This window comes from Acidovorax sp. MR-S7, from assembly GCF_000400995.2.
GTDB lineage: Bacteria > Pseudomonadota > Gammaproteobacteria > Burkholderiales > Burkholderiaceae_C > MR-S7.
On sequence record NZ_DF238948.1, the window covers coordinates 27,478 to 50,021 of the forward strand.

Genomic DNA, 22,544 nt, shown 5'->3' on the forward strand with positions numbered 1-22,544 from the left:
CGTCGGCGCCCGTTCCTGCGGGGCGCGAGGAGACAAAGCATGTGCGAGGTGTTCATCAGCGCAGATCCGCGCCTGTACGAGAGCCGGGCGCGGTCGGTGCGGCTGCACGGCGTGGCCACCAGCATCCGGCTGGAGAACCTGTTCTGGCAGGTGCTGGAGGAAATCGCCGCGCGCGACGGCATGACCGTGCCGCAGCTGTGCGCGCGGCTGCACGACGAGCTGGAGCACGAGCGCGGCGGGGTGGACAACTTCGCCTCGTTCCTGCGCGTGTGCTGCGGCCGCTACCTCGCGCTGCAGCTCTCGGGCGGTATCCCGCGCGACCGCAGCGTGCCCATCCGCAGCCTGGACGCGCGCAGCGTGCTCGCCACCGAGCCGCGGCACGCGCCCGCCGCGATGGCCTGACCCATCTGTTTCACGCATGCCCGCATCGCGCGCAGCGATGGCTGGCGCGCGGCGGGCTGCCCGTTTCGGCCGTACCATCGGGCGCCCACAGACCAATCCGACCCGCATGCCCGAGCCCCAGCCCCCCTCCCCCGCCACCGAGGAGCGGCCCCGGCCGCGCAGCACCGGCGACCTGTTCTGGTCGTTCACCTGGCTAGCCCTGCAGGGCTTCGGCGGCGTGCTGGCCGTGGTGCAGCGCGAGCTGGTCGAGAAGAAGCGCTGGATGACGAACGAGGAGTTCGTCGAGGACTGGGCCGTGGCGCAGATCATGCCCGGCCCCAACGTGGTCAACCTCTCGGTGATGATCGGCGACCGCTACTTCGGCCTGCGCGGCGCGGTGGCCGCGCTGGCGGGCATGCTCACCTTCCCCCTGCTGCTGGTGCTGGTGCTGGCCATCACCTATGCCCAGTTCGCCAGCCACCCGGCCGTGGCCGGCGCGCTGCGCGGCATGGGCGCGGTGGCGGCGGGTCTGGTGGCTGGCGTGGGCCTCAAGCTGTCGATGGCGCTGCGCCGCCACCCGCTGGGCGCGGTCGGCTGCGTGCTGGTGGCGGCACTCACCTTCGGCGGCATGGCGCTGCTGCGGCTGCCGCTGGCCTGGGTGCTGCCGGTGCTCGGCGGCACGGCCTGCGCGCTCACCTGGCGGAAGATTCCCGCATGAACGCCATCGCGCTGCAGCCGCTCGACTGGCTCAACCTCTTCCTCTACTACATCTCGCTGTCGCTGCTGGCCGTGGGCGGCGCCATCGCGGCGGCGCCCGACATGCACCGCTTCCTGGTCGAGCGCCAGGGCTGGCTGACCGACGTGCAGTTCAACGCCTCGATCGCCATCGCCCAGGCCGCGCCGGGCCCCAACGTGCTGTTCATCGCGCTGCTGGGCTGGAACGTGGGCCTCAACGCCGGGGGCGCCGGCGCCATCGGGTGGGCCAGCGGCGCGCTCGGCGTGCTGCTGTGCATGGTGGGCGTGATGCTGCCCAGCACCACCCTCACCTGGCTGGCCACGCGCTGGGGCCACCGCAACCGCGACCGGCGCGGCGTGCGCGCCTTCAAGCAGGGCATGGCGCCCGTGGTGATCGGCCTGCTGCTGGCCACGGCCTGGATCCTGGGCAGCGCGCACGGCAACCCGGCCACCGATTGGTCGCTGTGGCTGCTCACCGCGGCCACCATGGTGCTGGTGTGGCGCACGCGCCTGCACCTGCTGTGGCTGCTGGGCGCGGGGGCGCTGCTGGGTGCGCTGGGCTGGGTTTAACGCTTCAGCGCCGCCAACGGCTCCAGGGGCATGCCCTGCAGGGCAGCCTTCAGATCCGGCATGGGCATATGGCCATTGGACTCCAGCAGCACGCCGTTGGACAACAACATGGCAAAGCTCGACTGGCTGCCATCCTTGCGGTATTCCTCTTTGTGGAACACGCCATCCTTCTTGTACACACGCTCGACCTCCTCGGCCGTTTCGCGGTCCACCATGCTGCGCGACCATGAGGCCATGCCCATGGCCAGCATGGGCACGGCACCGATGTCGAGCATGCGCACCTCGATCATCCGCTCTCCTTCGGAGAACTGAGCGGTAACGCTGCTGAACTGCATGCCCGCCATGCCTTCGGTGCGCACGTCCACCGACGTGCGCGGCATGCCAGCCAACGTGGCGGGCATCAGGCCCTTCAAGGTGTCCGCGGGAATGGGATCGCCGCCCTGCCCACCCAGCGCTGCGCTCAGCGCCTCGCCCATGGCCTTGCCCGCCTCTTGCGCATTGCCGCGCGCCTGGGCCTGCTCCATGCGGCGCGAGGCCGCCTCGGCCTTGGCAGAGTCGATCACGATCTTCGTGCCTGGCACACTGATCTTGGCGTTGCCTCCCTCCCCGCCGACTGGGCCGCCCAGCCCCGCGGCCCCTCGCGGCATGAGCAGCGCGGACGCAGCACCCACCACCATCCCCAACAGCACGGCGCAGCCCACCAGCGCCGCCGTGTAGCCCACGGCCTTCTCAGGTGGAACGCGCATCAGCACGGACGCACCCTGGTAAATCAGATACACGCTGTACAACGCCGCCACCAGTCCCAGCATCGCCAGCGACGGCAGCAGGCTGAACACGCCGCCCGCCATGCCCGCCGTGGCCCCGTAGGCCAGCAGCTTGAAGGCCGAAGGCACGTGCGCCTGCCCTTGGAACCTAGGCGCCAGGGCGCTCGCCACCAACGCCATGCCGTATACCAGCGCCAGCGTCAGCGCATAGCCCACTGCCATGCCCGCCAGCCCTTGCACGATGGGCACTCGCACCGTGACGCCGAACGCCCCCACTCCCACCAGGCTCTGGCCGATGAAGCCCGACACCGCCGGGATGGCGGCAAGGTAGATGAGATACGTTTTGTAGATGCGGGCAGTGCTGTCGTCCTCGCTGGCGATCACGGGCCAAGTGGTGCCAGGGCGCAGAAGGATGGCCTGCGCACGCTCCAACATGCCCAGAGCGGCGGCACTGCCTGGGGAAGAGGCTGCGGGGGTCATGAATATCTCCTCAGAAAAATATGAATCAAACAGGCCTCTGGCGCTTTCCAGACGTGCGCAAGCAGCTATCAAAAGAAGAGTTCACTCGCAAGCCGCTCCGCCTTCCTTGACGATCTGGCGCACACCTTTCTTCACGCCCACGGCGTTGCCCGGATGCGCCTCGCTGGGCGCGCTCAGGGCAGCCACGCCGTCCCAGCGGAAGCACATGGGCAAGGTGCGAAAGTTGCTGCCTATGGCCTCGAATGCCCAGGCGGTGCAGGCCTTGTCGTCGTTGCACAACTTCTGGCATGAGCGTGCATCAGAGTCCGCACCCATTTCCATCGGGTCGAATGTCTTGGGCGTGGCAGAGCGGCTGGCATGTCCGCCCGTCGCCCAGGTACCCATGTTCATGGCGAACTCAGGACCTTCGACGAACTTGCCGCAATCAGGCGGCGGCGCGGGAGGGACCGGTGCGGGAGCAGGCGCCTGGGCCACCTCGCGCAGCGCCTTGTTCAGCTCGCCCGCGTCCTTAGCGTCCAGGTAGCGCCCGCCAGTGCTGCTAGCAAGGCATTGCAACTGGGCCTTGGCCTGGGGGTTCTTGTCGATGTCGAAGCCCACCACGTGCGCAGTGAAGTCCACACCCAGCTTCTCCAGCTCCTTGCCCAGCGCGCAGGGGTCGGCGTGGCAGGTTTCCTCACCGTCGCTGACCAAAATGACGGTGGCCTTGCGCTCGCTGAACTTGAGCTGCTCCGCCGCCATGCGCACCGAGGCCGATATGGGCGTCATGCCCTTGGGCTGCAAGGCGTTCACCACCTGCTGAAAGCGGGCCTTGTCTAGGCTGCCCGGGGCCTTGAGCAGTTCGATGTCGGCGCAGTTGCCCTTGCTGCGGTGGCCATAGGCCATCAGCCCCAGTTGCTGGCTGGCAGGCCAGCTTTGCAGCATGTTGCCCACCGCCTCGCGGGCAATCTCGATCTTGGGCGTGCCGCCGATCTGCCCCCACATGGAGCCGGAGGCGTCAAGCACCAGCATGGACTGGCCGGGGCCTTGCGGGACGGCGGGCTGGGTCTTCGCCTGCGCGCCGATGGCGCAGGCCAGCACGGCTGCGGCGAGCGTGGATGCATTTTTGGTCATGGAAACATTCCTGGAACGGGATCGACTCGTCATGGCGTCATTGGTCGCGCAGCGGCACTTCGGTGAAGGCAAAGCGCCCGTTCACGCTGGGCAGCGTCTGGCCTTTGAGCTTTTTGGCCATGACACCGGGCCTCAAGTCCGCTGCAGAGAAGCTGCCGGACACGGCAAATACGTTGCCGCCCACTCGCTCGATCTTGTCGATGCTCACGGTGGCCGGTACTTTCTTGTCGGTGGTGAAGTCGTTGGAGAAGTCCTTGCCTTCGGGGTAGTAGGACACTTTGGCGTCCAGCACGGCCAGGCTTTTCTCGTCCAGCTGCATGTTCAGCGCCACACGCGGACCGTTAGCGGCCTTGGCGTCCAGCGTGAGCATGTAGCGCCGCACCACCTTCACGTGCCGCATGGACGAGTCGTACACCGTCTTGCCTGCGTACTGGTCGGCAATGGCCTGCACGTCGGCGGCACCCACGCCCCTGCCCGTGGCCGCCTTGGCGCGGGCATCGCCCTTTTGCACAGCGGCCTGTCCTTCGGCCGTCTGCAGGCGCGCAGCGGTCTGCTGGCCCAGGTTGTCGGGCAGCGTGGTGGCACGCGAGGTCATCTCCACCATGCCGCGCCCAGCGTCGGCATGGATGGTGCCCTGCACGCGCTGGGTGCTGCCGGGGGCCAGATTCTCCTGCGCGCCGGCGGGGCCGACCACGCCCAGAACCACGGCTGCGAAGAAAGATACGAAACCCAGACGAAGGCCAGTACGTTGTAAGGGGTTCATGGAAATTCCTCCCAAGGTTGAAACGCAGCTACTGCCGCACAAAGGTGAACGGCGTGCTGAGCGTGCAGGCCGAGGGAACGCTGACGCGCACGATGGAGTCGCCCTCCATGCGCGTAGGGCTGGTCACGCGGACGTCCCATTCCATGCGCATGGCGCTGCCGCCCGCACCGGTGAGCGTGCCGCGCCAGTGGTTGGGCGCAATGCGCTTCCACGCCACCTGCGGGCTGCGGATGATTTGCGAGGCGTTGAACGGGCGCGCAAAGGTGACGGGGCCGGACTGCGGCGCGGGCATTTGCTTGCTGACGGCCTCGGCCACGCCGGGCAGGCACTGGCCGCTGGCTCGGGGGCGGCTGCCGTGGGTGAATGTCCAGTGGCCGTCCTGCGGCTGGATTTCGCCGCCGGGCGCGGGGGCGGGCGGGCGCAGGTCGATTTCCGTGGGGCCGGGCTTGTTGACCTCTACCTCGATGCCCCCGCGTGGCTTGGCGGGTGGCGTGCCCGCAGGTTTGGCGACGGGCGCTTGCGCCACGGCGGGCGGTGCGAGCGGCTGCCTGCCGCGCACGACCTCGGCGGGGGCGAAGGCTTCTTCGGGCAAGGGGATCATCACCCGCGCCTCGTTCTGCGTCATGTTCGTGCAGCCGCTGCCGGTGGCGGCGCAGCGCCACAGGTCGTCCGGGAAATCACGGCTGGCGTCGATGAAGGCGCGCTCGGCCTCGTGCTGGCTGTCGAAGCCCAGCACCACGCGCGCCTCATCCGGCGGCAGCGCGCCGCTGCAATGCACGCCCGCCGCGCAGGCCAGCTGGTCGAGCGGCTGGGCGCTGGCAGCGCCGCACAAGGCCGCCGCGCCCGCCAGCAGATACCGGGTTGCCTTCATCATCGCTTGGCGGCGGGCTTTGCCACGGGCTTGAGCGTGCCGCAGTCGGCGGACAGGCGGCGGGCCTCGGTGTTCATGTCGATACGGCCATGCTCCTTGCTGGTCAGCGCCGCCTGGGTGGTGAAGTGCGTGGAGCTGTGCAGCGTGGTGGTGAAGTCGCCCTGGCTGGGCGGCTCCTTGCAGGTCAGGCGGCCCGTCCAGGTGTTGCCGCTGCGCTTGACCTGGGTGTAGGTGCAGTCCCCTTCGGTATGGCCCTCGCGGATGGGGTCTTGCTTCGCGTCCTCGGAGCCGATGCACAGGCGCAGCGCGCCGTCCGCGCCCATGCCCATGCCGTGGCCCGCCATCTGCTGCTCCATCATCTTGCGCGCCTCGGGCGGCAGGTTCTTCATCTGCTCGCGCATCTGCGCCATCTGAGCGGCCACGTCGGGCCGGCTGGGCATGCGCATGTCGTGCTTGAACTCCCACAGGCCGGGCTGGATGGTCTGGGCCTGGGCGGCAAAGCCGATGCAAGCGGCGGCGAGGGCCAGGGTTTTTTTCATGTTGAACGCTCTCTTTCGGTGATGGTTTTTATTGCGCGTCGCGCTCGATGCGCACGTGCCAGCGGATGTCGCCGCGCGTGCTGCTCAGGGTGCCCTGCACCGCCTCGCCAGCCTTGGGACGGCGCACGAAATGCAGGGTGAAGGGGTCGTCCGGGTCGGCGCTCACGGCCAACGGCGCGGTAAGCCCGCCGCCTTGCGTCTGCCGCGCATGGGCCGATTCGCCCGCCGCGCCCGCCCATTCGCAAGGCTCGCCCGCGGGGTCTTCGCACATGGCACGCCCTGCTGTCCATTGCAGCTCCAGCACGCGGCTGCCCTGCTCCTGAATGATGTGCAGGCGGGCCAGCTCGGCCCCGGCGCGGGTGCGCATGCGCGGGTCGTCCCGCGTCACGCGCCAGTTGCCTTGCCAGGGGCCGGGCGCTGTCTCCAGCGCGCGTTCTGCGGCGGTCTGGCCGTGGCCCGCGCCGGCGGCCAGTGCCGCCAGGGGCAGGCAGACGGCGGCCAGCAGCAGGCTGAGTCGGTGCGGCGGCATAGCGCTTGTGTGTTTCATGGGAGCGGATGGTGCCCAGGCCCGGCCTGCGCGGCCATATGCCGATCGGCCTATGCCCGTCGCGAGGGCCGCAGGCTATCCTTCGTTGCGTGAAAAATGTCACGACAAAAGGAGACCCTGCCTTGGACGCGCTCGACGGTTTCGCCCTGCTGCTGGTGGACGACCACCCCCTGTTCCGCGATGGCTTGGCGGCTGCGCTACGCCACCAGGCGCCGGGGCTGCGCGTACAGGCCGTGGGCTCGCCCGCCGAGGCGCTGGAACTTTTGATGAACGATGGCGAAGGCTTCGACCTGGTGCTGCTGGACTACCGCCTGCCCGGCACCGACGGCCTGCGCTGCGCTGCGCAGGTGATGGAGCGCCACCCCGGCCTGGGCGTGGGGCTGATGTCGGGCGCGGACGACCCCACGCTGGGCCGCCGCGCGCAGGACGCCGGGCTCGTGGCCTACCTGCCCAAGACGCTCGAAGTACCTGCCCTGCTCGCCCAACTGCGCCAGCTGGCCGAGGGCGAGCCCGCCTTTGCCGATGCCGCGCGGGCGCCCGATGCCGACCAGGCACCCACCGGCCCCTACGGCCTGACGGTTCGGCAGGTAGACGTGCTGCGCATGCTGGCCTCGGGTGGCAGCAACAAGGAAATTGCGCGCGAGATGGGCATCTCCCCCGGCACGGTGAAAAACCATCTGAACGCCATCTTCACCAAGATGGGTGCGGCCAACCGCACGCAGGCGGTGATGATGGCGCGCAGCGCGCTCGAACAAGATGCCGCAGGCTGAACCCGCACTGCCTCCAGCCGCGCAGCGCTGGCGCGAGCGTTTCATGCTGTCGGGCGACAGCATGTTCCCCCGCATTGGCGATGCAACGCAGCGCGCGCAACTGGAGGCGCGTACGCTGGCATTGCTGGCCGCGGGCATTCGCACTGCGCTCATCACGGCACTGATCGGCCCGGCACTCATCGCCTGGCTCACCGCGCCCACCATCGGCCTGGCCGCTGCCATCGGCCCGGCCGCGCTCCTCTACCTCATCACCATCGACCGCGTACTGTTCGCGCGCCGCGTGGCGCGCTACCTGGCTGCTCCGGGCCGTGCCAGCGCGCGGCCCTGGCTGAATGCGTTCACCTGGCGCACGGGCCTGTCGGCGCTGGTGGTGGCGCTGTGGGGCTATCCGGTGGTCACATCGGGCGACACCACCCTGGTCTTCATGATCCTGGCACTGGCCACCATCGTGTCGGCAAGCTCCATGGCGCAGTTTTGCTGCTGGCCGCCCGCCATGTGGGCATCATTCACTCCGATCCTGCTGGGCCTGGGCTTGCAGCTGCTGGTGTTCGGCGGCAGCCACGGCGCGTTCGGCGTGGCCTTCACGGTGCTGCTGTGGATCACATTGGGCATGGCCGGCCTGCGTTTTGCGCGCACGCTGCACAACGACATGTCCACCCGCCTGCTCAACGAGCAACTGGTGCACGAGCTGGATGTGAAGCGCCAGCAAGCTGAGGCGGCCAATGCCGCCAAGTCCCGCTTCTTCGCCGCTGCCAGCCACGACTTGCGCCAGCCATTGCAGGCCATGGGCCTGTACCTGAGCGTGCTGCAAGGCGACGGCCCCACCCTGGCCCGGATGGGCGAGTGCATGGACGCACTCGACCGCCTGCTGGCGCAGGTCATGGACCTGTCGCGCCTGGACAGCGGTCAGACCACTGCCCACCCCGAACCCCTGGCCCTGCAGCCGCTGCTGCAGCGGCTGGCCGACACCTACGAGGCCGCAGCGCGAAAAAAGGGCCTGCAACTGCGCGTGCACCCCACCACGGCCTGGGCGCAAAGCGACCCGGTGCTGCTGGAGCGGGTGCTGGCCAATCTGCTGACCAACGCCATCCGATACACCGAACGCGGTGGCGTGCTGCTGGGCGTGCGCCGCCAAGGCGCGGGGCTGCGCCTGTGCGTGGCGGACACGGGCATCGGCATCCCGCCCGAGGCGCATGAGGCCGTGTTCGAGGAGTTCGTGCAGTTGGACAACGCCGAGCGCAACCCTGAGCGCGGCCACGGCCTGGGACTGCCTACCGTGCGGCGCATCGCCGCGCTGCTGGACCACCCCGTGGGCTTGCACTCCTGCGTGGGGCGGGGCAGCGTCTTCACGCTGGACCTGCCCGCCGCCCAGCCCAGCGACGCGCCCGCACCCCGCACGCAACCAGCCGCCGCGGGGCGCCTGCAAGGGCGCGTGCTGGTGGTGGAGGACAACGCCTTGGCGCGCGACGCGCTGGTGGTGCTATTGGGCGGCTGGGGCCTGGACGTAACCGCCGTCCACGACGCGCCCGGCGCGCTGCAGGCCCTGCGCGCCATGGCCTTTGACGCCGTGCTGAGCGACTGGCGCCTGCCGGGCGCCGACGACGGGCTGGCCGTGCTGCGCCAGGCACGGGCGCTGCAGCCGGGCCTGAAGCTGGCCGCCATGATCACGGGCGAGGACACGCAGCGCATGGCCGAAGCGCCGCCGGACTTCCCCGTGTTGCGCAAACCCGTGCGGCCCTTGCGCCTGCGCGCACTGCTGGCGCGGTATCTGCGCGAGCACAAGGCCACATAGACGGGAAATGCAGCTTGCGCCAACGGGCAATTTTTTCTATGCCTTTTCGGCCTCCAGCGCTTACCCATCAAGCGCTGGCAGCTATTTATTCAATAGCAATCAGCTAATCCGCCGCCCGTTCTCCGCGTACACGGCCAGGTAGATCGCTTCCGAACCGATGTAGGGCGCCTTGCTGCCGAAGCCCACGTTGAAGTCGCCGAACGACAGCGAGCGGATGCCGGCCAGGCCCGCGCGCAGGCGTTCGCGCGTGAGGTCCTTGCCGGCGTTCTTCAGGCCCTCGATCATGATCTGGGCGTTGAGCCAGCCTTCGAGCGCGCTGCCGCTGTTGAGGTAGGCGGCCTCGGCGCCCACGGCCTTCATCGTGGTCTGGAACTTGCGCACCGCCACCGACTTCTGCGAATTGGCGTCGGGGAACACCTGCACCAGCGCCAGGCCGCGCGTGGAGGCCGCGAGCTTGGGCATCTCCGAGGCGATCACCGTGACCGACAGGCCCGCCAGCGGCACGCCCGGTGCCTTGGCGCGGAAGGCTTGCACGAAGGCGGTGTTGGCCGTGCCCGTGGTGGCCAGCAGCACGGCGCCGGGGCGCTCGGCCGCCACCTTGTCGGCCAGCTCGGCGCCGTTCTTGCCGTCCACGGCCAGCGCGAACTCGCCGCCGCGCTCCACCTGGATCTCACCGAGCGCCTTGGACATGTCGCCCAGCACTTCCTTGCCGAAGGGGTTGTCCAGGTACACCACGGCGATGCGCTTGAGCCCCATGTCCACGATCTGCCGCACCAGGCGGTGGGTCTCCTCGCGGTAGGTGGGGCGCAGGAAGAACACGTGGCGGTTCTCCGGCGCGCGCAGCGAGGTGGCGCCCGTCACCGGCCCCACCGTGGGAATGCCCTTGGACTCCACCAGCGGCAGGATGGACGCGGTGTTGGCCGTGCCCAGCGGGGAGATCAGCGCGAACACCGACTGCGCCTCGACCATCTCGGTCACATTCTTGAGGGTGCGGCTGGCCACGTAGCCGTCGTCCTTCAGGTCCAAGCGGATCTCGCGGCCCTGCACGCCGCCGGCCTGGTTCACCTCGGCGAACGCCGCCTTCATGCCCGCCACCTGCTCGATGCCGGCCTGGCCCAGCGGCCCCGTGAGCGCGATGGAGCAGCCCAGCGTCAGCGACCGGGCCGTCAGCCCCTCCTCGGCCGCCATCGCCGTGTGGGCCCATGCGGGCAGCCCGGTAGCGGCGACGGCCTGGGTGGCGCGCAAGAGAAAGTGACGACGGCTCATGGTGTGGTCTGCCCCAGAAAACAAAAGGTGCAGCAGCCTACCGGCAATCGCGCCGTGCGCGTGTCAGTTCAGTGACAGAAAGCGGCAGCGGTGTTCAGGTGCCGCCCAGCAGATGCGGCAAGGCATGGGCGGCGTCGTTCAGAGGGAGCGCTGGCGCAGGGCTTCGTACAGGCACACGCCGCTGGCGACGGAGACGTTCAGGCTTTCTACCGCGCCCTTCATGGGGATGCTGACCAGCTCGTCGCAGGTCTTGCGCGTGAGTTGGCGCATGCCGTCGCCCTCGGCGCCCAGCACCAGGGCCACGGGGCCTTTCAGGTCCACCTGGTATACGGTCTTGGGCGCATCGTCGCTGGTGCCTATGCACCAGATGTTGCGTTCCTTCAGCTCATTGAGCGTGCGCGCCAGGTTGGTGACCATGAAGTACGGCATGGTCTCGGCCGCGCCGCTGGCCACCTTGGCCACGGTGGCGTTGATGCCCACGGCGTGGTCCTTGGGCGCGATGACGGCATGCGCGCCCGCGCCGTCGGCCACGCGCAGGCAGGCGCCCAGGTTGTGCGGGTCGGTCACGCCGTCCAGCACCAGCAGCAGGGGTTGTTCCACGCCGGCGGCTTCAAGGTCTTCGAGCAGTTCGTCGAGCGATGTGGCCTGCTTCACGGGCTCCACGCGCGCGGCCACGCCCTGGTGGCCGTGGCTGCCGGCCAGCTTGGCGATGCGCAGGGCGTCGGCCTCGATCAGGCGGGCGCCGGCCTCGCGGGCGCGGTCGAGGAACTGGCGCATGCGGGCATCGCGCCGCGTGGCTTCGTAGTAGATCTCGATGATGGATTTGGGCGCGGTTTTCAGGCGCACGCCCACGGCGTGGAAGCCGAAGAGGACTTTGGGGGTGGACATGATTTACTCTTATTTTAATAGCTACCAGCGCTTACTGTATAAGCGCCAGAGGCCAAAAATGCTTCAAATTTTTCAAACAACATGCCCGGCCTCGATGGTGATGCGCCGCTCGCACTGCGCGGCGATGGCGCGGTCGTGCGTGACCAGCACCAGCGTCGTGCCCTGCTCGCGGTTGAGCTCGAACATGAGTCGCATGATGGTCTCGCCCGTGGCGAAGTCCAGGCTGCCCGTGGGCTCGTCGGCCAGCAGCACGGCAGGCTGGACCACGAAGGCGCGGGCCAGCGCCACGCGCTGCTGCTCGCCGCCCGAGAGCACCTTGGGGTAGTGCGACAGGCGCTGGCCCAGGCCCACGCGGGCCAGCATGTCGGCGGCGCGCTTGCGGGCGTCGCGGGCGCCCGCGAGTTCCAGCGGCAGCATCACGTTCTCCAGCGCCGTGAGGTTGCCCATGAGCTGGAAGCTCTGGAACACGAAGCCCACCTTCTGCGCCCGCAGGGCGGCGCGGGCGTCCTCGTCGATGGCGAAGAGGTCGTGGCCGTCCAGCCGCACCGTGCCGCGCGTGGGCACGTCCAGCCCCGCGATGATGGACAGCAGCGTGCTCTTGCCCGAGCCGGACGCGCCCACGATGGCGGCTGTTTCCCTCGGGGCCAGGCGGAAATCGATATCCCGCAGAATGTCGAGCGTGCCGGTGGAGTCGGTGACGGACTTGGATACGTGCTCCACCGCGATGATCGGGGCGTGGTTCTCTGGCATACAGGCAATGGAAAGGTTTCGATGAATCGGCGTGACTTTATCGTGGCGGGAGCAATGGCCCTGGGCGGCGCGGCGGCTTGGGGCCAGAAGAAGCCGCCCGTGGTCCTGGTGGTGGGCGATTCGCTCTCGGCCGAATACGGACTGGCGCGCGGCACGGGCTGGGTGGCGCTGCTGGAAAAGCGGCTGGCGCAGGAGAAGATCGCCGCCACGGTGGTCAACGCCAGCGTGAGCGGCGACACCACGGCGGGCGGGCGCGCGCGGCTGCCCGCGCTGCTCAAGACCCACGCCCCAACGCACGTGGTGATCGAGCTGGGCGGCAACGACGCGCTGCGCGGCCTGCCGCTCAAGAGCACCGAGGACAACCTGGCCGCGATGGCCGCCGAGTCGCAGAAGGCCGGCGCACGCGTGCTGCTGGTGGGCATGCAGGTGCCGCCCAACTACGGCACGGACTACGGGCGCCGCTTCGCCGCGCTGTTCGGGACGGTGGCCCAGGCGCAGAAGACGGCGCTGGTGCCCTTCCTGCTGCAGGGCGTGGCCGACGGGCCGGACCCCACGCGCCTGTTCCAGCCGGACCGCATCCACCCCCGCGCCGAGGCGCACCCGCGCATGCTGGACAACGTCTGGCCGGAGCTGCACAAGCTCCTGAAATAGGAGCTGCTCGCGCTTGTCTGGAAAGCGCTGGAGCCCGATTTCATTCAAACTTTACGCGAAGGCCTGGCGCAGCGCCTGGGCCAGGTCGGCGCGCAGGTCCTCCACCGCTTCCAGTCCCACGGAAAAGCGCACCACCGTGCCGGGCTTGAGGTGCGGCGTGGCGCCCGCGCGCATGGCGGGCAGCTCGTAGGGCACGACCAGGCTCATCGGCCCGCCCCAGCTGTAGCCCAGCTTGAAGAGGCGCAGCCCGTCGCAGAAGGCATCGACCTGCGCCTGCGTGTAGCGCGCGTCGATCACCACGCTGAAGAGGCCCGCCGCCGCGTCCGCCTTGCCGCACAGCGCCTGCCAGTGGGCATGGCCGGGCGAGCCGGGCAGCGCCGGGTGCAGCACCTGGGCCACGGGGCCTTGCGCGCCCATCCAGCGCGCCAGTTCGCGCGCGGCGGCGTCGTGCGCGCGGTAGCGCAGCGCCATGCTGGGCAGGGAGCGCAGCACGGCCTCCACGTCGTTGGCACCCACGCCCAGGCCCAGGCGCATGTGGGTGAGCTTGATCTTCAGGTGCAGCGCTTCGTCGCGCGTGACGATGCTGCCCATGAGCACGTCGCCGCCGCCGCTGGGGTACTTGGTGAGGGCGTGCGCGGACACGTCCACGCCCAGGCGGCCGTCGCCCGCCAGGTCGAACGCATTGAACGCGAGGCCCGCGCCCCAGGTGTTGTCGAGCACGCTCGTCACGCCGCGCTCGCGGCAGATGCGCGCCAGCGCGGGCACATCGGGAAACTCCAGCGTCACCGAGCCCGCCGCCTCCAGCCACACGAGGCGCGTGCGCTCGCCGATCTTGGCGGCGAGGTCGTCCGGGTCCAGCGGGTCGTAGATGCGGTGCGTGATGCCGTAGTGCCGCAGCTCCACCTCGGCCAGCGCCTTGTTGGGGCCGTAGGCGTTGTCGGGGATCAGTACCTCGTCGCCCTGGCGCAGCAGCGCCAGCGACACGGTGGCGATGGCCGCGAGGCCGCTGGGCACCAGCAGGCACTGGCGGCCGCCTTCCAGGGTGGCCAGGCGCTCCTCCAGCAGGTAGGTGGTGGGCGTGCCGTGCAGGCCGTAGGTGTAGCCGCTCTTGTCCTTCCACTCGCGCTCGCGCATGGCGGCCACGTTGGGAAAGATGACGGTGGAGGCCTTGTGCACCGCGGGCTGCGGCGCAGCGAACCCCGCGGGCGGGGTGTACTCGTGGTGGACAAGGCGGGTGGGCAGGTCGTGGATAGGTTGCTCGCTCATCCACGCATGGTAGCCGCAGGAAAGGGGGTTATCCCCCGCTGCTGATGGTGAGGTTGTTCACCACCGAATTCACGCCCTGCACGCCCTGGGCGATCTGCGTGGCGCGCTCGCGCGCCTGTTCGGTCTTCACCGGGCCGTTGAGCGTGACCACGCCGGCGCGCGTGTCCACGTCGATCTTGATGGCGCTCAGGTCCGGGTCCTGCGCCAGGCCGGCGGACACCTTGGCGGTGATGCCGGCATCGTCCATGAGCGCGGCGGCGTCGGCGGCGGCCGAGCGCGTGGCATCGCCGGCCTCGTGCGCGGCGGACTCCATCTTCTGCTTGGCTTCCTGGGCGGCCTGCTCGGTCTTCTCGATCGCGGAGTCCAGGCGTTGTCCAGCGGTGGGCTCCTCTGTCTTGTTGCAGGCGGCCAAGCCCGCGGCCAGGGCCAGGGCAGCGGCGAGCGCGCCCAGGCGCGGCAGGGTGTGCGGTTGGAAACGCGAGGTGTTCATAACGGTCTCTCCTTCCAGTGGATATGCCTGCCACTGTAGGACCGGCAGGCCCGCCGTGCGGGTCGGAGAGGACCGAATCCGCAGTAGGACAAGGGCGCCCCGCCAAGCACCCTGTCGCGCGGGAGACGACAATCGCCCCCCATGTCCACCCCGCTGCTGCACCGCTGGTTCCCGTTCCTCGCCTGGCCCCGCCCTACGCCAGCGCTGCTGCAAGGAGAGTTCTGGGCCGGCATGACCGTCGGGCTGATGCTGGTGCCGCAGGGCGTGGCCTACGCGGCGCTGGCCGGGATGCCGCTGGTCACGGGCATCTACGCCTCGCTGGTGCCGGCGCTGGTGGCCGTGCTCTGGAGCTCGTCCACGCGGCTGGGCGTGGGGCCCACGGCGCTCACCAGCCTGCTCATCGGCGCATCGCTCACGGGCATGGCCGAGCCGGGCAGCGCGCACTGGGTGCAGCTCGCGGCATGGATGGCGCTGCTGTCGGGCCTGCTGCAGCTGCTGCTGGGGGCCCTGCGCTTCGGCTGGCTGCTCAACCTGGTCACCTCGCCGGTGCTGGGTGGATTCACGCAGGCGGCGGCGCTGCTCATCCTAGCCTCGCAGCTGCCCGCGCTGCTGGGCCTGCGCACCACCTGGGGGGCGCTGGCGTCCGACCCGTCGGTCCACCACTTCGACCTGCGCGCGCTGGCCTTCGGCCTGGGCAGCCTGGCGCTGCTGGTGCTGGCGCGGCGCTGGCGGCCGAGCTTTCCGGCCGCCATCGTGGTCATCGCCCTGGCGGCGCTGGCCAGCTGGGCCATGGGCTACGCCGATGCCGACGGCGCCGTGGTGGGCCACCTGCCCTCGGGCCTGCCCTCGCCGTACTGGCCGGGATGGCTGCCGTGGGACGAACTGGGCGGGCTGGTCATGCCGGTGATGGTGGTGACGCTGGTGAGCTTCCTGGAAACGGCGTCGAGCGCCAAGGTGGAGCACAGCCGCGGCGGCACCCGCTGGAACGAGAACCAGGACCTGATCGCCCACGGCATGGCCAAGATGAGCGCAGGGCTGTGCGGCAGCTTCGCCACCAGCGCCTCGTTCTCGCGCTCGGCCATCAACCTCTACGCGGGCGCCAAGAGCGGCTGGGCGACGCTGTTCGCGCTGCTGCTGGTGCTGGCCACGCTGCTGTGGCTCACGCCCGCGCTCTACCACGTGCCGCAGTCGGTGCTGGCGGCGGTGGTGGTGACGGCCGTCACGGGGCTCATCAAGCCCATGTCCATGCTGCGGCTGTGGCGCATCTCGCGGGTGGAAACCGCCATCGGCCTGGTCACCTTCGGCCTCACGCTGGCCACGGCGCCGCGCATGTACTGGGGCGTACTGGTGGGCCTGCTGATGAACCTGAGCCACTTCCTCTACCAGCGCCTGCACCCGCGCATCATCGAGGTCGGCCTGCACCCGGACGGCAGCCTGCGCGACCGCCACCTGTGGCAGCTCGCCCCGCTGGCGCCGCAGGTGCTGGCGCTGCGCATGGACGCGGAGCTGGACTTCGCCTCGGCCAACGCGCTGGAGCGGCGCGTGGCCGACGAGCTGGCCGCGCGGCCGGACACGCGGCACCTGTGCCTGTTCGCCCTGCCCATCAACCGCATCGACGTCACCGGCGTGGAGGCCTTCGTGCGCCTGCACCACCTGCTGCAGACGCACGGCGGCACGCTGCACGTCAGCGGCCTCAAGCTGCCCGTGCAGCGCACGCTGGAGAGCGCTGGCGCACTCGCCGAAGGCCCCCACCTGGCCACCTACCGCACCGACGCGGAGGCCATCGCCGCGCTGCAAAAGGCCGCCCCAGCGACCGCCTGACACCGGCAGGCGCGGGCATGCCCCGCGCCCCTGCCCGTCCATCCTTTGAAAACCGCCGCATTTCGCCCAGAATGGGCCGGCTTTACTTTTTCCATTCAAGGGACATGAACCTCGACGCATCCACATACTGGTGGCTTCTGGCCGGCGCTGCCGTGGTGGCCGAACTGCTCACCGGCACCTTCTACCTGCTGATGCTGGCCGTCGGCCTGGCCGCGGGCGCCGTGGCCGCGCATGCCGGGCTGGGCACGGCGGCGCAGATCCTGGCCAGCGCCGTGGTCGGCGTCGCCACCGTGCTCGGCGCGTATTTCGCGCGCCGCAGCCGCCCGGGCGAGCCCTCGGCCCGCGCGGACCGCAGCGTCAACCTCGACGTGGGCGAAACCGTCCACATCGACGCCTGGCAGCCCGACGGCACCGCCACCGTGAAATACCGCGGCGCGAGCTGGACGGCCATCCACCGCCCCGGCATCACGCCCGCCACGGGCCCGCACCGCGTGGCCGAGCTGGTGGGCAACCGGCTGCTGGTCGATCCCCTTTGATCCATTCCCTCGCAGAAAGACACTCCATGGAAATCGCCATCGTCCTCTTCGTGATCGCCGTGATCTTCATCGTGCGCGCCGTCAAGATCGTTCCGCAGCAGCACGCCTGGGTGAAGGAGCGCCTGGGCAAGTACGCCGGCACGCTCACGCCCGGCCCCAAGTTCATCATTCCCTTCGTGGACCGCATCGCCTACCGGCACAGCCTCAAGGAGATCCCGCTGGACGTGCCCAGCCAGATCTGCATCACCAAGGACAACACGCAGCTGCAGGTGGACGGCATCCTCTACTTCCAGGTGACCGACCCGATGCGCGCCAGCTACGGCTCGTCCAACTACATCATGGCCGTCACCCAGCTCGCGCAGACCTCGCTGCGCAGCGTGATCGGCAAGCTGGAGCTGGACAAGACCTTCGAGGAGCGCGACATGATCAATGCGCAGGTGGTGTCGGCCATCGACGAGGCCGCGCTGAACTGGGGCGTGAAGGTGCTGCGCTACGAGATCAAGGACCTGACGCCGCCCGCCGAGATCCTGCGCGCCATGCAGGCGCAGATCACCGCCGAGCGCGAGAAGCGCGCGCTGATCGCCGCGTCGGAAGGCCGCCGCCAGGAGCAGATCAACATCGCCACCGGCGAGCGCGAGGCCTTCATCGCCCGCTCGGAAGGCGAGAAGCAGGCCGTCATCAACAAGGCCCAGGGCGAGGCCGAATCCATCAAGGCCGTGGCCGACGCCACCGCGCAGGCGCTGGAGCGCGTGGCCGCGGCCATCCGCCAGCCGGGCGGCGAACAGGCGGTGCAGCTCAAGGTGGCCGAGCAGGCCGTCACCGCCTACGGCAGGCTGGCGCAGGACGCCACCACCACGCTGGTCGTGCCGAGCAACATGACCGAGGTCTCCGCGCTCATCACGTCGGCCATGAAGATGGTGCAGGCGGGCACGCAGCGCGGGTGAGCCCGGAGCCTGTGCGGCCATCGCCGCACGGGGCCTACCCCCACGTCGGATAGCGCTTACGGGGCCGCCAAAACCGGCGGCGCACATTTATCTCCGCAGGTTGGAATTCGCCAGCATGCTTCTTTTTCTTGGGAACTCCATAGGAGATATGTAATGCCTACCAACAATCCTCAGGGACATAACCAGCACACGAACGAGAGCAACCGCCAGGGCAGCCAGAGCCACAACCAAAGCAACCAGGGCAACCAGGGCAATCAGTCGGGTGGCCGCGGCTTCGCATCGATGGACCCCGAACGCCAGCGCGAAATCGCGGCGGAAGGCGGCCGCGCCGCACATGCCTCGGGCAATGCCCACGAGTTCAGCTCGCAGGAAGCCCGCGAAGCCGGCTCCAAGAGCCACGGCGGCAACCAGGCCTCCTCGCAGGCCGCCAACAACACGCGCAGCGCCTCCAGCACGGGCAGCACCCGCGGCGGCTCCAGCGAGCAGCCGTCACGTGCCGGCACCCAGAGCCACAAGAACGACCGTTGACGGTGTTCTGACCTGACCGGAAGGCCCGCAGGGCCTTTCGGCTCCGCGCCACGCGGCACTCAGGGGCCCCTCGGGTGCGCAGCACCCTGCCGCCCACCGTGCGGCGTGGCGTTTTTCCAAGGAGGCTTCCATGCGCATACCCAGCACATCCCGCGAACCGGCCGTCGATCCCTCGGACCGCACGGCAGCCGATCTTCCGAGCGGAGAAGATCTCAACGACCACCTGAGTGCGGAAACCGACGTGGCGGACGGCGTGAACGACCTTCCCGCTCATGCCCTCGACGACCTGCCGAACGACGGCCCGCTGAATTTCGACGACGGCACCGACATGAGCCACCCGCGGGGCGACACGCGCCGCACGGGCGGCAGCTGGGATGCCGAGGGAACCGATCAGGGCAGGCTCAAGCCGCCTTCGGAAATGTCCTCCACGCCGCCCCCTTCTTCCCGCCGGTAAGACGCCACGGCCCCCCGCCGAGGGCCGCGCCGCACTTCATGCGCCGTCTCCCGCATTGCCCGTGATGGGCAGCACGATGCCGGTGATGTAGCTGGAACAGGCGGGCGCCGCCAGGAACACATAGGCCGGGGAAATCTCCTCCGGCTGCGCGGGCCGGCCAAGGTGCGTGCTCTCGCCGAACTTGGCGATCTCCTCGGGCGGCTTGTCCGCGGGGTTCAGGGGCGTCCAGACCGGCCCCGGGGCCACGGCGTTCACGCGGATGCCCTTGTCCGCCAGGTTGTGCGCCAGGGCCTTGGTGAATGCATGGATGCCCCCCTTGGTCGCGGAATAGTCCAGCAGCTCCTTGCTGCCCCGCAGCCCCGTGACCGAGCCGGTGTTGATGATGCAGTCGCCCGGCTGCAAGTGCGGCAAGGCGGCCTTGGCCATGTGGAAGTAGCCATAGATGTTCGTCCTGAACGTCTCGTCGAAGTGCTCCTCGGTCAGGTCCTCCAGCGACTGCGCATGCTCCTGGAACGCGGCATTGTTGACCAGCACGTTGAGCCGGCCGAACGCCTTCACGGCCGCCTGCACCGCCTTCTTGCAGAACCGGGGGTCCTTCACGTCGCCGGCCATGGCCAGGCTGCGCCCGCCTTCGGCTTCGATCAGCCGGCAGGTTTCCTGCGCGTCCTCGTGCTCGCTCAGGTAGACGATGGCCACGTCCGCTCCTTCGCGGGCGAACAGCACGGCGACCGCCCGCCCGATGCCGGAATCGCCCCCCGTGACCAGCGCGGTAAAGCCCTGGAGCTTGCCGCTGCCGCGGTAATGCGGCGCCTGGAACCGCGGCCGCAGCTGCATGTCTTTTTCCACCCCGGGCTTGGCGAGGTGCTGCCTGGGCAGGGGCGGCTTGGGCTCGGCGCGGCCAGGCCCCGGGGCGCTGCGCCCGGATGCCTTGCCTGCGCCGGCCTTGGCGGGCGCGGCCTTTTTCTTGTCCTGGCGTTCCTGGATTTGCCGTTGCTTTTGCAGTGTCATGGTGGTGGCCTCGGAAAGTAAATGGTGCACCCGGGCTATCGCATGCAGGGCACCCATAAAAATCGGCTAATCCGCCCTATACCCCTCACTTGTACGCAGTTGTGCGTTCATGTAATGTTCTGCTCCGTGATTTATCGAAGCCCTCCACGTCCACTGACAATCTGTGCAACTTGCAAGGAGTGACCCGATGCCCATGGAACTCATGGTGGCGCTGGCGCGCGGCAAATTCCCTACTGCCGTGGATAATCCAGCAGACGTCGACAAACTGCGGGTGCTCGCGGCCGCAGGCCTGGTAGAAGCCCAGCTGCCGGATGTGGAAAGCGAGGCCCAGTGCGCGCAAGTGCTCGCCATTACGCCGGAAGGTAAAGCTGCCCTGGATAAAAGCATGGCGAAACCTGGATAGCGCCTATTTTTCAGCGCTATCCATTTGCAGCAGAGGGGCCTCCGTCGCAATGGCATTTTCACGGCCATCGCCGCCGATGCGAAAATGCGCAGCAGGGTTATTGACCAGTTGCAGGACGGAGCCAAAACACGACGCCGGCAGCGTGAGCGTGCCGATGGCGATGGATTCGTACAAGCCGAATCCCGGCGGCGGCAGTTCCGCCGCATTCGTGAAACCGATCTGGAGCAAGGTGCGCAGCGGGCCTGCGCGAGAGCCCAGCAACTCGATGAAACCCGTGGCCTGCGCCACGGAATAAGACCCCTGTGAAAATGTATGCAGGCCTGAAAGAGCAACGGCCCGGACGCTTTTCACCTTGATGGTGACATAATTTTCCCAATCATGGCTGAAATCCTGCGGCTTTAATGTCGATTTGCCCCAGGGGCGGGTGGTTTGAGGGGAGATCATTCATTGCTCCATATTTCGATGACTCCCAAGAGAGCCTGAAAACCCAAAAATAAACAGAAACCCTAACCCTCTCTGTCGGACAAGATCGGCTCCGGTTGCCAGCGTCCGGCAAAACAAAGCGGATGCAACCATTCGCTTCATATATTGCAGCCATGTTGCCCTTGTCGCTTTCCATGGTTGAAAATCATCCCTCCCCGGATTTTTTCTTTTTCTGAACGCTGATGCTGCCGTCGGCCTCCAGAAACGCATAGCGCAGCTCCTGCAGGTCGCAGTCCGCCTCGCGCAGGGCCTTTTCGATATCGTTTTGCGAGACGCGGTGCTTTTTCCGCGCGGAGTCGAAGATCTCTCCATCGCGCCCCAGCAGCACCGCCTCCCCTTCGAGCAGCTTTTCGGCCAGGCGGAACCGCGCCGTGACCACGCCCACTACGGTGTTCAGGCCGATCAGCACCAGGCACACCACGAGGCCGCCCCACAGGGACTGGTCCTTGCCCGTCATCGACGGGCCGGCCGCTTCGCTGACCAGCATGACCACCAGCAGGTCGAAGGGAGTGAACTGGCCCACTGTGCGCTTTCCGCTGGCGCGCATCAGCAGCAACAGCACGCCGTAGACCACGGCGGCACGGACCACCAGTTCCACGCCAGGGAGATCGAAGTCCAGCATGGGCGCCCTCCTTTGCAGATCTCACGCGCGGCGCCGCACGGCGGCATGCACGGAGCACTTGAAGACGCCATGGAGCTGGCGCAGCGCATCGCCCTTGCGGCGCTCCGACTCCGCGGCCGTGCAGTCCTGCGGCACCCAGACCTTGTAGCCCAGCATGCGCGCGTCGGTGGCCGTGAGCATCACGCACATGTCTGCGGCCACGCCCACGATGACGAGCTTTTCGGCTCCCATCCTGTCCAGCAGGTGCTGCAAGGGCGTGGAATGGAACGCCGAGTGCTGGGGCTTGAGGATGACCAGGTCCTGGCCGGTGGGCGCCAGCAGGCGGGCGATCTCGCCGCGCTCGCCCGGCAGGCTGGAGCAGGCGGCCAGGATGTCGCGGAACTCGCTGTGCCATGTGCCATAGTTGTCGTTCGCATAGATGGCGGCAACGCCGCGCCGTGCAAGCCGCGCCTTGAGCCGGGCAATCGCGTGCGACGCGGCCACGGCGCCCGGCAGAAGGTCGCGGGCCGTGGGGAAGTTCAGCGGATTGATCACGTCCACCAGCAAAAGCACCTCCTTGCTGCGCGGCAAGGAGGTACGCTTCAGCGAGGCGGGCCGCGGCACGGGCGTCACAGCATCTTGCTGCGCTGCTGCTCCGCGCGGGACGCGCCGATGGCGGTTTCCACCTGCTTGACCTCTTCGGGCGGAGGCAGCACCGCCGGCATGCCCAGGCTCTCGATCCACAGCTCGCGGCACCACCCTTTCGTGTGGTAGAGGTGGTGGTCCTCGTCCTTCTCCACCTTGTCGTGCGCGTCCTTCAAGGCCTGGCCCACGGGCCCGCTGGCCGCTTGCGCGACCTTGCCCAGCAGCTCCCAGTTGGCGTGGTCCTTGGTTTCCGCATGCACCACGCACTCGCAGGCCACGAGCTGCGCCGCGGCCGGGCCGCCGCCCTGCTTGGCCAGCTCCATGGCTTTCACCAGGGACTGGCCGATGTGCCGGACGACCAGGCGCGAGGGAACCGCCTCGTCCGCATCGATACCCAGGCTCTCGCAGGCCATGCGCGAGGGTGTGCAGAATTTTGTGTAAACGGACAATCCACCGCCGGCGCGAGCCGGCCTGTCCGTAAGCACAAT

27 protein-coding genes and 1 pseudogene are annotated in these 22,544 nt (G+C 68.7%); 12 read left to right on the top strand and 16 right to left on the bottom strand.

From position 1 onward, the window contains the following. The first annotated feature begins 39 nt into the window (after window positions 1–39). The 3 genes from AVS7_RS15930 to AVS7_RS15940 all read left to right on the top strand — a co-directional run bounded on the left by AVS7_RS15930 (window position 40) and on the right by AVS7_RS15940 (window position 1,686). The gene (locus AVS7_RS15930) at window positions 40–402 is read left to right on the top strand and encodes a ribbon-helix-helix domain-containing protein (RefSeq protein WP_020229334.1); all 363 of its coding nucleotides are present in this window, start codon (window positions 40–42) and stop codon (window positions 400–402) included. Between the two features lie 106 nt (window positions 403–508). Beyond that, on the top strand, window positions 509–1,099 hold the full coding sequence (locus tag AVS7_RS15935; protein ID WP_020229335.1) for a chromate transporter: 591 nt from the start codon (window positions 509–511) through the stop codon (window positions 1,097–1,099). Then, the gene (locus AVS7_RS15940; RefSeq protein ID WP_020229336.1) at window positions 1,096–1,686 is read left to right on the top strand and encodes a chromate transporter; all 591 of its coding nucleotides are present in this window, start codon (window positions 1,096–1,098) and stop codon (window positions 1,684–1,686) included. The genes AVS7_RS15935 and AVS7_RS15940 overlap by 4 nt, the downstream gene beginning before the upstream one ends. Here AVS7_RS15940 and AVS7_RS23945 read toward each other — a convergent pair. The 6 genes from AVS7_RS23945 to AVS7_RS15970 all read right to left on the bottom strand — a co-directional run bounded on the left by AVS7_RS23945 (window position 1,683) and on the right by AVS7_RS15970 (window position 6,742). Continuing rightward, window positions 1,683–2,930, bottom strand: a complete 1,248-nt coding sequence (locus tag AVS7_RS23945; RefSeq protein ID WP_024001684.1) for a Yip1 family protein — start codon at window positions 2,928–2,930, stop codon at window positions 1,683–1,685. The genes AVS7_RS15940 and AVS7_RS23945 overlap by 4 nt on opposite strands. An 81-nt stretch (window positions 2,931–3,011) precedes the next feature. Further along, complete coding sequence (locus AVS7_RS23360; protein ID WP_020229338.1) at window positions 3,012–4,040, bottom strand: VWA domain-containing protein; 1,029 nt, start codon at window positions 4,038–4,040, stop codon at window positions 3,012–3,014. Window positions 4,041–4,077: 37 nt separating this feature from the next. Beyond that, window positions 4,078–4,803 (bottom strand): hypothetical protein, encoded by a 726-nt coding sequence (locus AVS7_RS15955; protein ID WP_144425125.1) that lies wholly within the window; start codon window positions 4,801–4,803, stop codon window positions 4,078–4,080. Window positions 4,804–4,831: 28 nt separating this feature from the next. Beyond that, the gene (locus tag AVS7_RS15960; protein WP_144425126.1) at window positions 4,832–5,677 is read right to left on the bottom strand and encodes a hypothetical protein; all 846 of its coding nucleotides are present in this window, start codon (window positions 5,675–5,677) and stop codon (window positions 4,832–4,834) included. Beyond that, on the bottom strand, window positions 5,674–6,213 hold the full coding sequence (locus AVS7_RS15965; protein WP_020229341.1) for a DUF3617 domain-containing protein: 540 nt from the start codon (window positions 6,211–6,213) through the stop codon (window positions 5,674–5,676). The genes AVS7_RS15960 and AVS7_RS15965 overlap by 4 nt, the downstream gene beginning before the upstream one ends. A 28-nt stretch (window positions 6,214–6,241) precedes the next feature. Next, complete coding sequence (locus AVS7_RS15970) at window positions 6,242–6,742, bottom strand: hypothetical protein (protein WP_020229342.1); 501 nt, start codon at window positions 6,740–6,742, stop codon at window positions 6,242–6,244. A gap of 140 nt (window positions 6,743–6,882) precedes the next feature. On the opposite strand from AVS7_RS15970, the gene AVS7_RS15975 reads away from it, so the two are divergent. Then, on the top strand, window positions 6,883–7,530 hold the full coding sequence (locus AVS7_RS15975; protein WP_020229343.1) for a LuxR C-terminal-related transcriptional regulator: 648 nt from the start codon (window positions 6,883–6,885) through the stop codon (window positions 7,528–7,530). Next, on the top strand, window positions 7,517–9,322 hold the full coding sequence (locus tag AVS7_RS15980; protein WP_020229344.1) for a hybrid sensor histidine kinase/response regulator: 1,806 nt from the start codon (window positions 7,517–7,519) through the stop codon (window positions 9,320–9,322). The genes AVS7_RS15975 and AVS7_RS15980 overlap by 14 nt, the downstream gene beginning before the upstream one ends. A 99-nt stretch (window positions 9,323–9,421) precedes the next feature. Here the strand turns inward: AVS7_RS15980 and AVS7_RS15985 are convergent, their stop codons facing one another. The 3 genes from AVS7_RS15985 to AVS7_RS15995 form a co-directional block, all read right to left on the bottom strand. Further along, window positions 9,422–10,588, bottom strand: a complete 1,167-nt coding sequence (locus AVS7_RS15985; protein ID WP_034691087.1) for an ABC transporter substrate-binding protein — start codon at window positions 10,586–10,588, stop codon at window positions 9,422–9,424. A gap of 138 nt (window positions 10,589–10,726) precedes the next feature. After that, window positions 10,727–11,476, bottom strand: coding sequence for a 23S rRNA (guanosine(2251)-2'-O)-methyltransferase RlmB (gene rlmB / locus AVS7_RS15990; RefSeq protein ID WP_020229346.1), 750 nt, complete (start codon window positions 11,474–11,476; stop codon window positions 10,727–10,729). 72 nt (window positions 11,477–11,548) lie between these two features. Continuing rightward, the gene (locus tag AVS7_RS15995; RefSeq protein ID WP_020229347.1) at window positions 11,549–12,226 is read right to left on the bottom strand and encodes an ABC transporter ATP-binding protein; all 678 of its coding nucleotides are present in this window, start codon (window positions 12,224–12,226) and stop codon (window positions 11,549–11,551) included. Between the two features lie 21 nt (window positions 12,227–12,247). On the opposite strand from AVS7_RS15995, the gene AVS7_RS16000 reads away from it, so the two are divergent. Further along, window positions 12,248–12,877 carry an arylesterase gene (locus AVS7_RS16000; RefSeq protein WP_034691088.1) on the top strand — a complete coding sequence of 210 codons (630 nt, stop codon included), beginning with the start codon at window positions 12,248–12,250 and terminating at the stop codon, window positions 12,875–12,877. A 51-nt stretch (window positions 12,878–12,928) separates the two neighbouring features. On the opposite strand, the gene AVS7_RS16005 is transcribed toward AVS7_RS16000, so the two are convergent. Together AVS7_RS16005 and AVS7_RS16010 are read right to left on the bottom strand one after the other, a co-directional pair. Continuing rightward, the gene (locus AVS7_RS16005; RefSeq protein WP_020229349.1) at window positions 12,929–14,143 is read right to left on the bottom strand and encodes a PLP-dependent transferase; all 1,215 of its coding nucleotides are present in this window, start codon (window positions 14,141–14,143) and stop codon (window positions 12,929–12,931) included. 28 nt (window positions 14,144–14,171) lie between these two features. Continuing rightward, the gene (locus tag AVS7_RS16010) at window positions 14,172–14,633 is read right to left on the bottom strand and encodes a BON domain-containing protein (RefSeq protein ID WP_020229350.1); all 462 of its coding nucleotides are present in this window, start codon (window positions 14,631–14,633) and stop codon (window positions 14,172–14,174) included. Window positions 14,634–14,774: 141 nt separating this feature from the next. Between AVS7_RS16010 and AVS7_RS16015 the strand changes: the two genes are divergently transcribed. From AVS7_RS16015 to AVS7_RS16035, 5 genes are all read left to right on the top strand, one after another. Then, window positions 14,775–16,454 carry a SulP family inorganic anion transporter gene (locus AVS7_RS16015; RefSeq protein ID WP_020229351.1) on the top strand — a complete coding sequence of 560 codons (1,680 nt, stop codon included), beginning with the start codon at window positions 14,775–14,777 and terminating at the stop codon, window positions 16,452–16,454. Window positions 16,455–16,558: 104 nt separating this feature from the next. After that, a complete protein-coding gene (locus AVS7_RS16020) occupies window positions 16,559–16,990 on the top strand; it encodes an NfeD family protein (RefSeq protein WP_020229352.1) in 432 nt (143 codons plus the stop codon). A gap of 26 nt (window positions 16,991–17,016) precedes the next feature. Beyond that, complete coding sequence (locus AVS7_RS16025; protein WP_020229353.1) at window positions 17,017–17,934, top strand: SPFH domain-containing protein; 918 nt, start codon at window positions 17,017–17,019, stop codon at window positions 17,932–17,934. Between the two features lie 153 nt (window positions 17,935–18,087). Further along, window positions 18,088–18,462 (top strand): KGG domain-containing protein, encoded by a 375-nt coding sequence (locus AVS7_RS16030; RefSeq protein WP_020229354.1) that lies wholly within the window; start codon window positions 18,088–18,090, stop codon window positions 18,460–18,462. A 130-nt stretch (window positions 18,463–18,592) separates the two neighbouring features. Beyond that, window positions 18,593–18,916: a hypothetical protein gene (locus AVS7_RS16035; RefSeq protein ID WP_020229355.1), complete on the top strand. Its 324-nt coding sequence runs from the start codon at window positions 18,593–18,595 to the stop codon at window positions 18,914–18,916. Window positions 18,917–18,952: 36 nt separating this feature from the next. Here AVS7_RS16035 and AVS7_RS16040 read toward each other — a convergent pair whose 3' ends face one another. Continuing rightward, window positions 18,953–19,924 (bottom strand): SDR family oxidoreductase, encoded by a 972-nt coding sequence (locus AVS7_RS16040; RefSeq protein WP_020229356.1) that lies wholly within the window; start codon window positions 19,922–19,924, stop codon window positions 18,953–18,955. 187 nt (window positions 19,925–20,111) lie between these two features. Here AVS7_RS16040 and AVS7_RS16045 point away from each other — a divergent pair, with 187 nt between their 5' ends. Further along, a complete protein-coding gene (locus AVS7_RS16045) occupies window positions 20,112–20,327 on the top strand; it encodes a hypothetical protein (protein ID WP_020229357.1) in 216 nt (71 codons plus the stop codon). A gap of 3 nt (window positions 20,328–20,330) precedes the next feature. Here the strand turns inward: AVS7_RS16045 and AVS7_RS16050 are convergent, their stop codons facing one another. The 4 genes and pseudogenes from AVS7_RS16050 to AVS7_RS16065 form a co-directional block, all read right to left on the bottom strand. Further along, complete coding sequence (locus AVS7_RS16050) at window positions 20,331–20,771, bottom strand: hypothetical protein (RefSeq protein WP_024001688.1); 441 nt, start codon at window positions 20,769–20,771, stop codon at window positions 20,331–20,333. A gap of 184 nt (window positions 20,772–20,955) precedes the next feature. After that, the gene (locus AVS7_RS16055; protein ID WP_020229359.1) at window positions 20,956–21,432 is read right to left on the bottom strand and encodes a DUF421 domain-containing protein; all 477 of its coding nucleotides are present in this window, start codon (window positions 21,430–21,432) and stop codon (window positions 20,956–20,958) included. A gap of 21 nt (window positions 21,433–21,453) precedes the next feature. Further along, on the bottom strand, window positions 21,454–22,035 hold the full coding sequence (locus tag AVS7_RS16060) for an isochorismatase family cysteine hydrolase (RefSeq protein ID WP_034691103.1): 582 nt from the start codon (window positions 22,033–22,035) through the stop codon (window positions 21,454–21,456). A 5-nt stretch (window positions 22,036–22,040) separates the two neighbouring features. Then, a pseudogene (locus AVS7_RS16065) lies at window positions 22,041–22,472 on the bottom strand (hypothetical protein); the annotation flags it as partial. Window positions 22,473–22,544: the final 72 nt, after the last annotated feature.

Bases quoted from the DNA above. Each gene is read 5' to 3' on its own strand.
- AVS7_RS15930 (WP_020229334.1), top strand. From the start codon at position 40: ATGTGCGAGGTGTTCATCAGCGCAGATCCGCGCCTGTACGAGAGCCGG.
- AVS7_RS15935 (WP_020229335.1), top strand. From the start codon at position 509: ATGCCCGAGCCCCAGCCCCCCTCCCCCGCCACCGAGGAGCGGCCCCGG.
- AVS7_RS15940 (WP_020229336.1), top strand. From the start codon at position 1,096: ATGAACGCCATCGCGCTGCAGCCGCTCGACTGGCTCAACCTCTTCCTC.
- AVS7_RS23945 (WP_024001684.1), bottom strand. From the start codon at position 2,930: ATGACCCCCGCAGCCTCTTCCCCAGGCAGTGCCGCCGCTCTGGGCATG.
- AVS7_RS23360 (WP_020229338.1), bottom strand. From the start codon at position 4,040: ATGACCAAAAATGCATCCACGCTCGCCGCAGCCGTGCTGGCCTGCGCC.
- AVS7_RS15955 (WP_144425125.1), bottom strand. From the start codon at position 4,803: ATGAACCCCTTACAACGTACTGGCCTTCGTCTGGGTTTCGTATCTTTC.
- AVS7_RS15960 (WP_144425126.1), bottom strand. From the start codon at position 5,677: ATGATGAAGGCAACCCGGTATCTGCTGGCGGGCGCGGCGGCCTTGTGC.
- AVS7_RS15965 (WP_020229341.1), bottom strand. From the start codon at position 6,213: ATGAAAAAAACCCTGGCCCTCGCCGCCGCTTGCATCGGCTTTGCCGCC.
- AVS7_RS15970 (WP_020229342.1), bottom strand. From the start codon at position 6,742: ATGCCGCCGCACCGACTCAGCCTGCTGCTGGCCGCCGTCTGCCTGCCC.
- AVS7_RS15980 (WP_020229344.1), top strand. From the start codon at position 7,517: ATGCCGCAGGCTGAACCCGCACTGCCTCCAGCCGCGCAGCGCTGGCGC.
- AVS7_RS15985 (WP_034691087.1), bottom strand. From the start codon at position 10,588: ATGAGCCGTCGTCACTTTCTCTTGCGCGCCACCCAGGCCGTCGCCGCT.
- rlmB (WP_020229346.1), bottom strand. From the start codon at position 11,476: ATGTCCACCCCCAAAGTCCTCTTCGGCTTCCACGCCGTGGGCGTGCGC.
- AVS7_RS15995 (WP_020229347.1), bottom strand. From the start codon at position 12,226: ATGCCAGAGAACCACGCCCCGATCATCGCGGTGGAGCACGTATCCAAG.
- AVS7_RS16000 (WP_034691088.1), top strand. From the start codon at position 12,248: ATGAATCGGCGTGACTTTATCGTGGCGGGAGCAATGGCCCTGGGCGGC.
- AVS7_RS16005 (WP_020229349.1), bottom strand. From the start codon at position 14,143: ATGAGCGAGCAACCTATCCACGACCTGCCCACCCGCCTTGTCCACCAC.
- AVS7_RS16010 (WP_020229350.1), bottom strand. From the start codon at position 14,633: ATGAACACCTCGCGTTTCCAACCGCACACCCTGCCGCGCCTGGGCGCG.
- AVS7_RS16015 (WP_020229351.1), top strand. From the start codon at position 14,775: ATGTCCACCCCGCTGCTGCACCGCTGGTTCCCGTTCCTCGCCTGGCCC.
- AVS7_RS16020 (WP_020229352.1), top strand. From the start codon at position 16,559: ATGAACCTCGACGCATCCACATACTGGTGGCTTCTGGCCGGCGCTGCC.
- AVS7_RS16025 (WP_020229353.1), top strand. From the start codon at position 17,017: ATGGAAATCGCCATCGTCCTCTTCGTGATCGCCGTGATCTTCATCGTG.
- AVS7_RS16030 (WP_020229354.1), top strand. From the start codon at position 18,088: ATGCCTACCAACAATCCTCAGGGACATAACCAGCACACGAACGAGAGC.
- AVS7_RS16035 (WP_020229355.1), top strand. From the start codon at position 18,593: ATGCGCATACCCAGCACATCCCGCGAACCGGCCGTCGATCCCTCGGAC.
- AVS7_RS16040 (WP_020229356.1), bottom strand. From the start codon at position 19,924: ATGACACTGCAAAAGCAACGGCAAATCCAGGAACGCCAGGACAAGAAA.
- AVS7_RS16045 (WP_020229357.1), top strand. From the start codon at position 20,112: ATGCCCATGGAACTCATGGTGGCGCTGGCGCGCGGCAAATTCCCTACT.
- AVS7_RS16050 (WP_024001688.1), bottom strand. From the start codon at position 20,771: ATGATCTCCCCTCAAACCACCCGCCCCTGGGGCAAATCGACATTAAAG.
- AVS7_RS16055 (WP_020229359.1), bottom strand. From the start codon at position 21,432: ATGCTGGACTTCGATCTCCCTGGCGTGGAACTGGTGGTCCGTGCCGCC.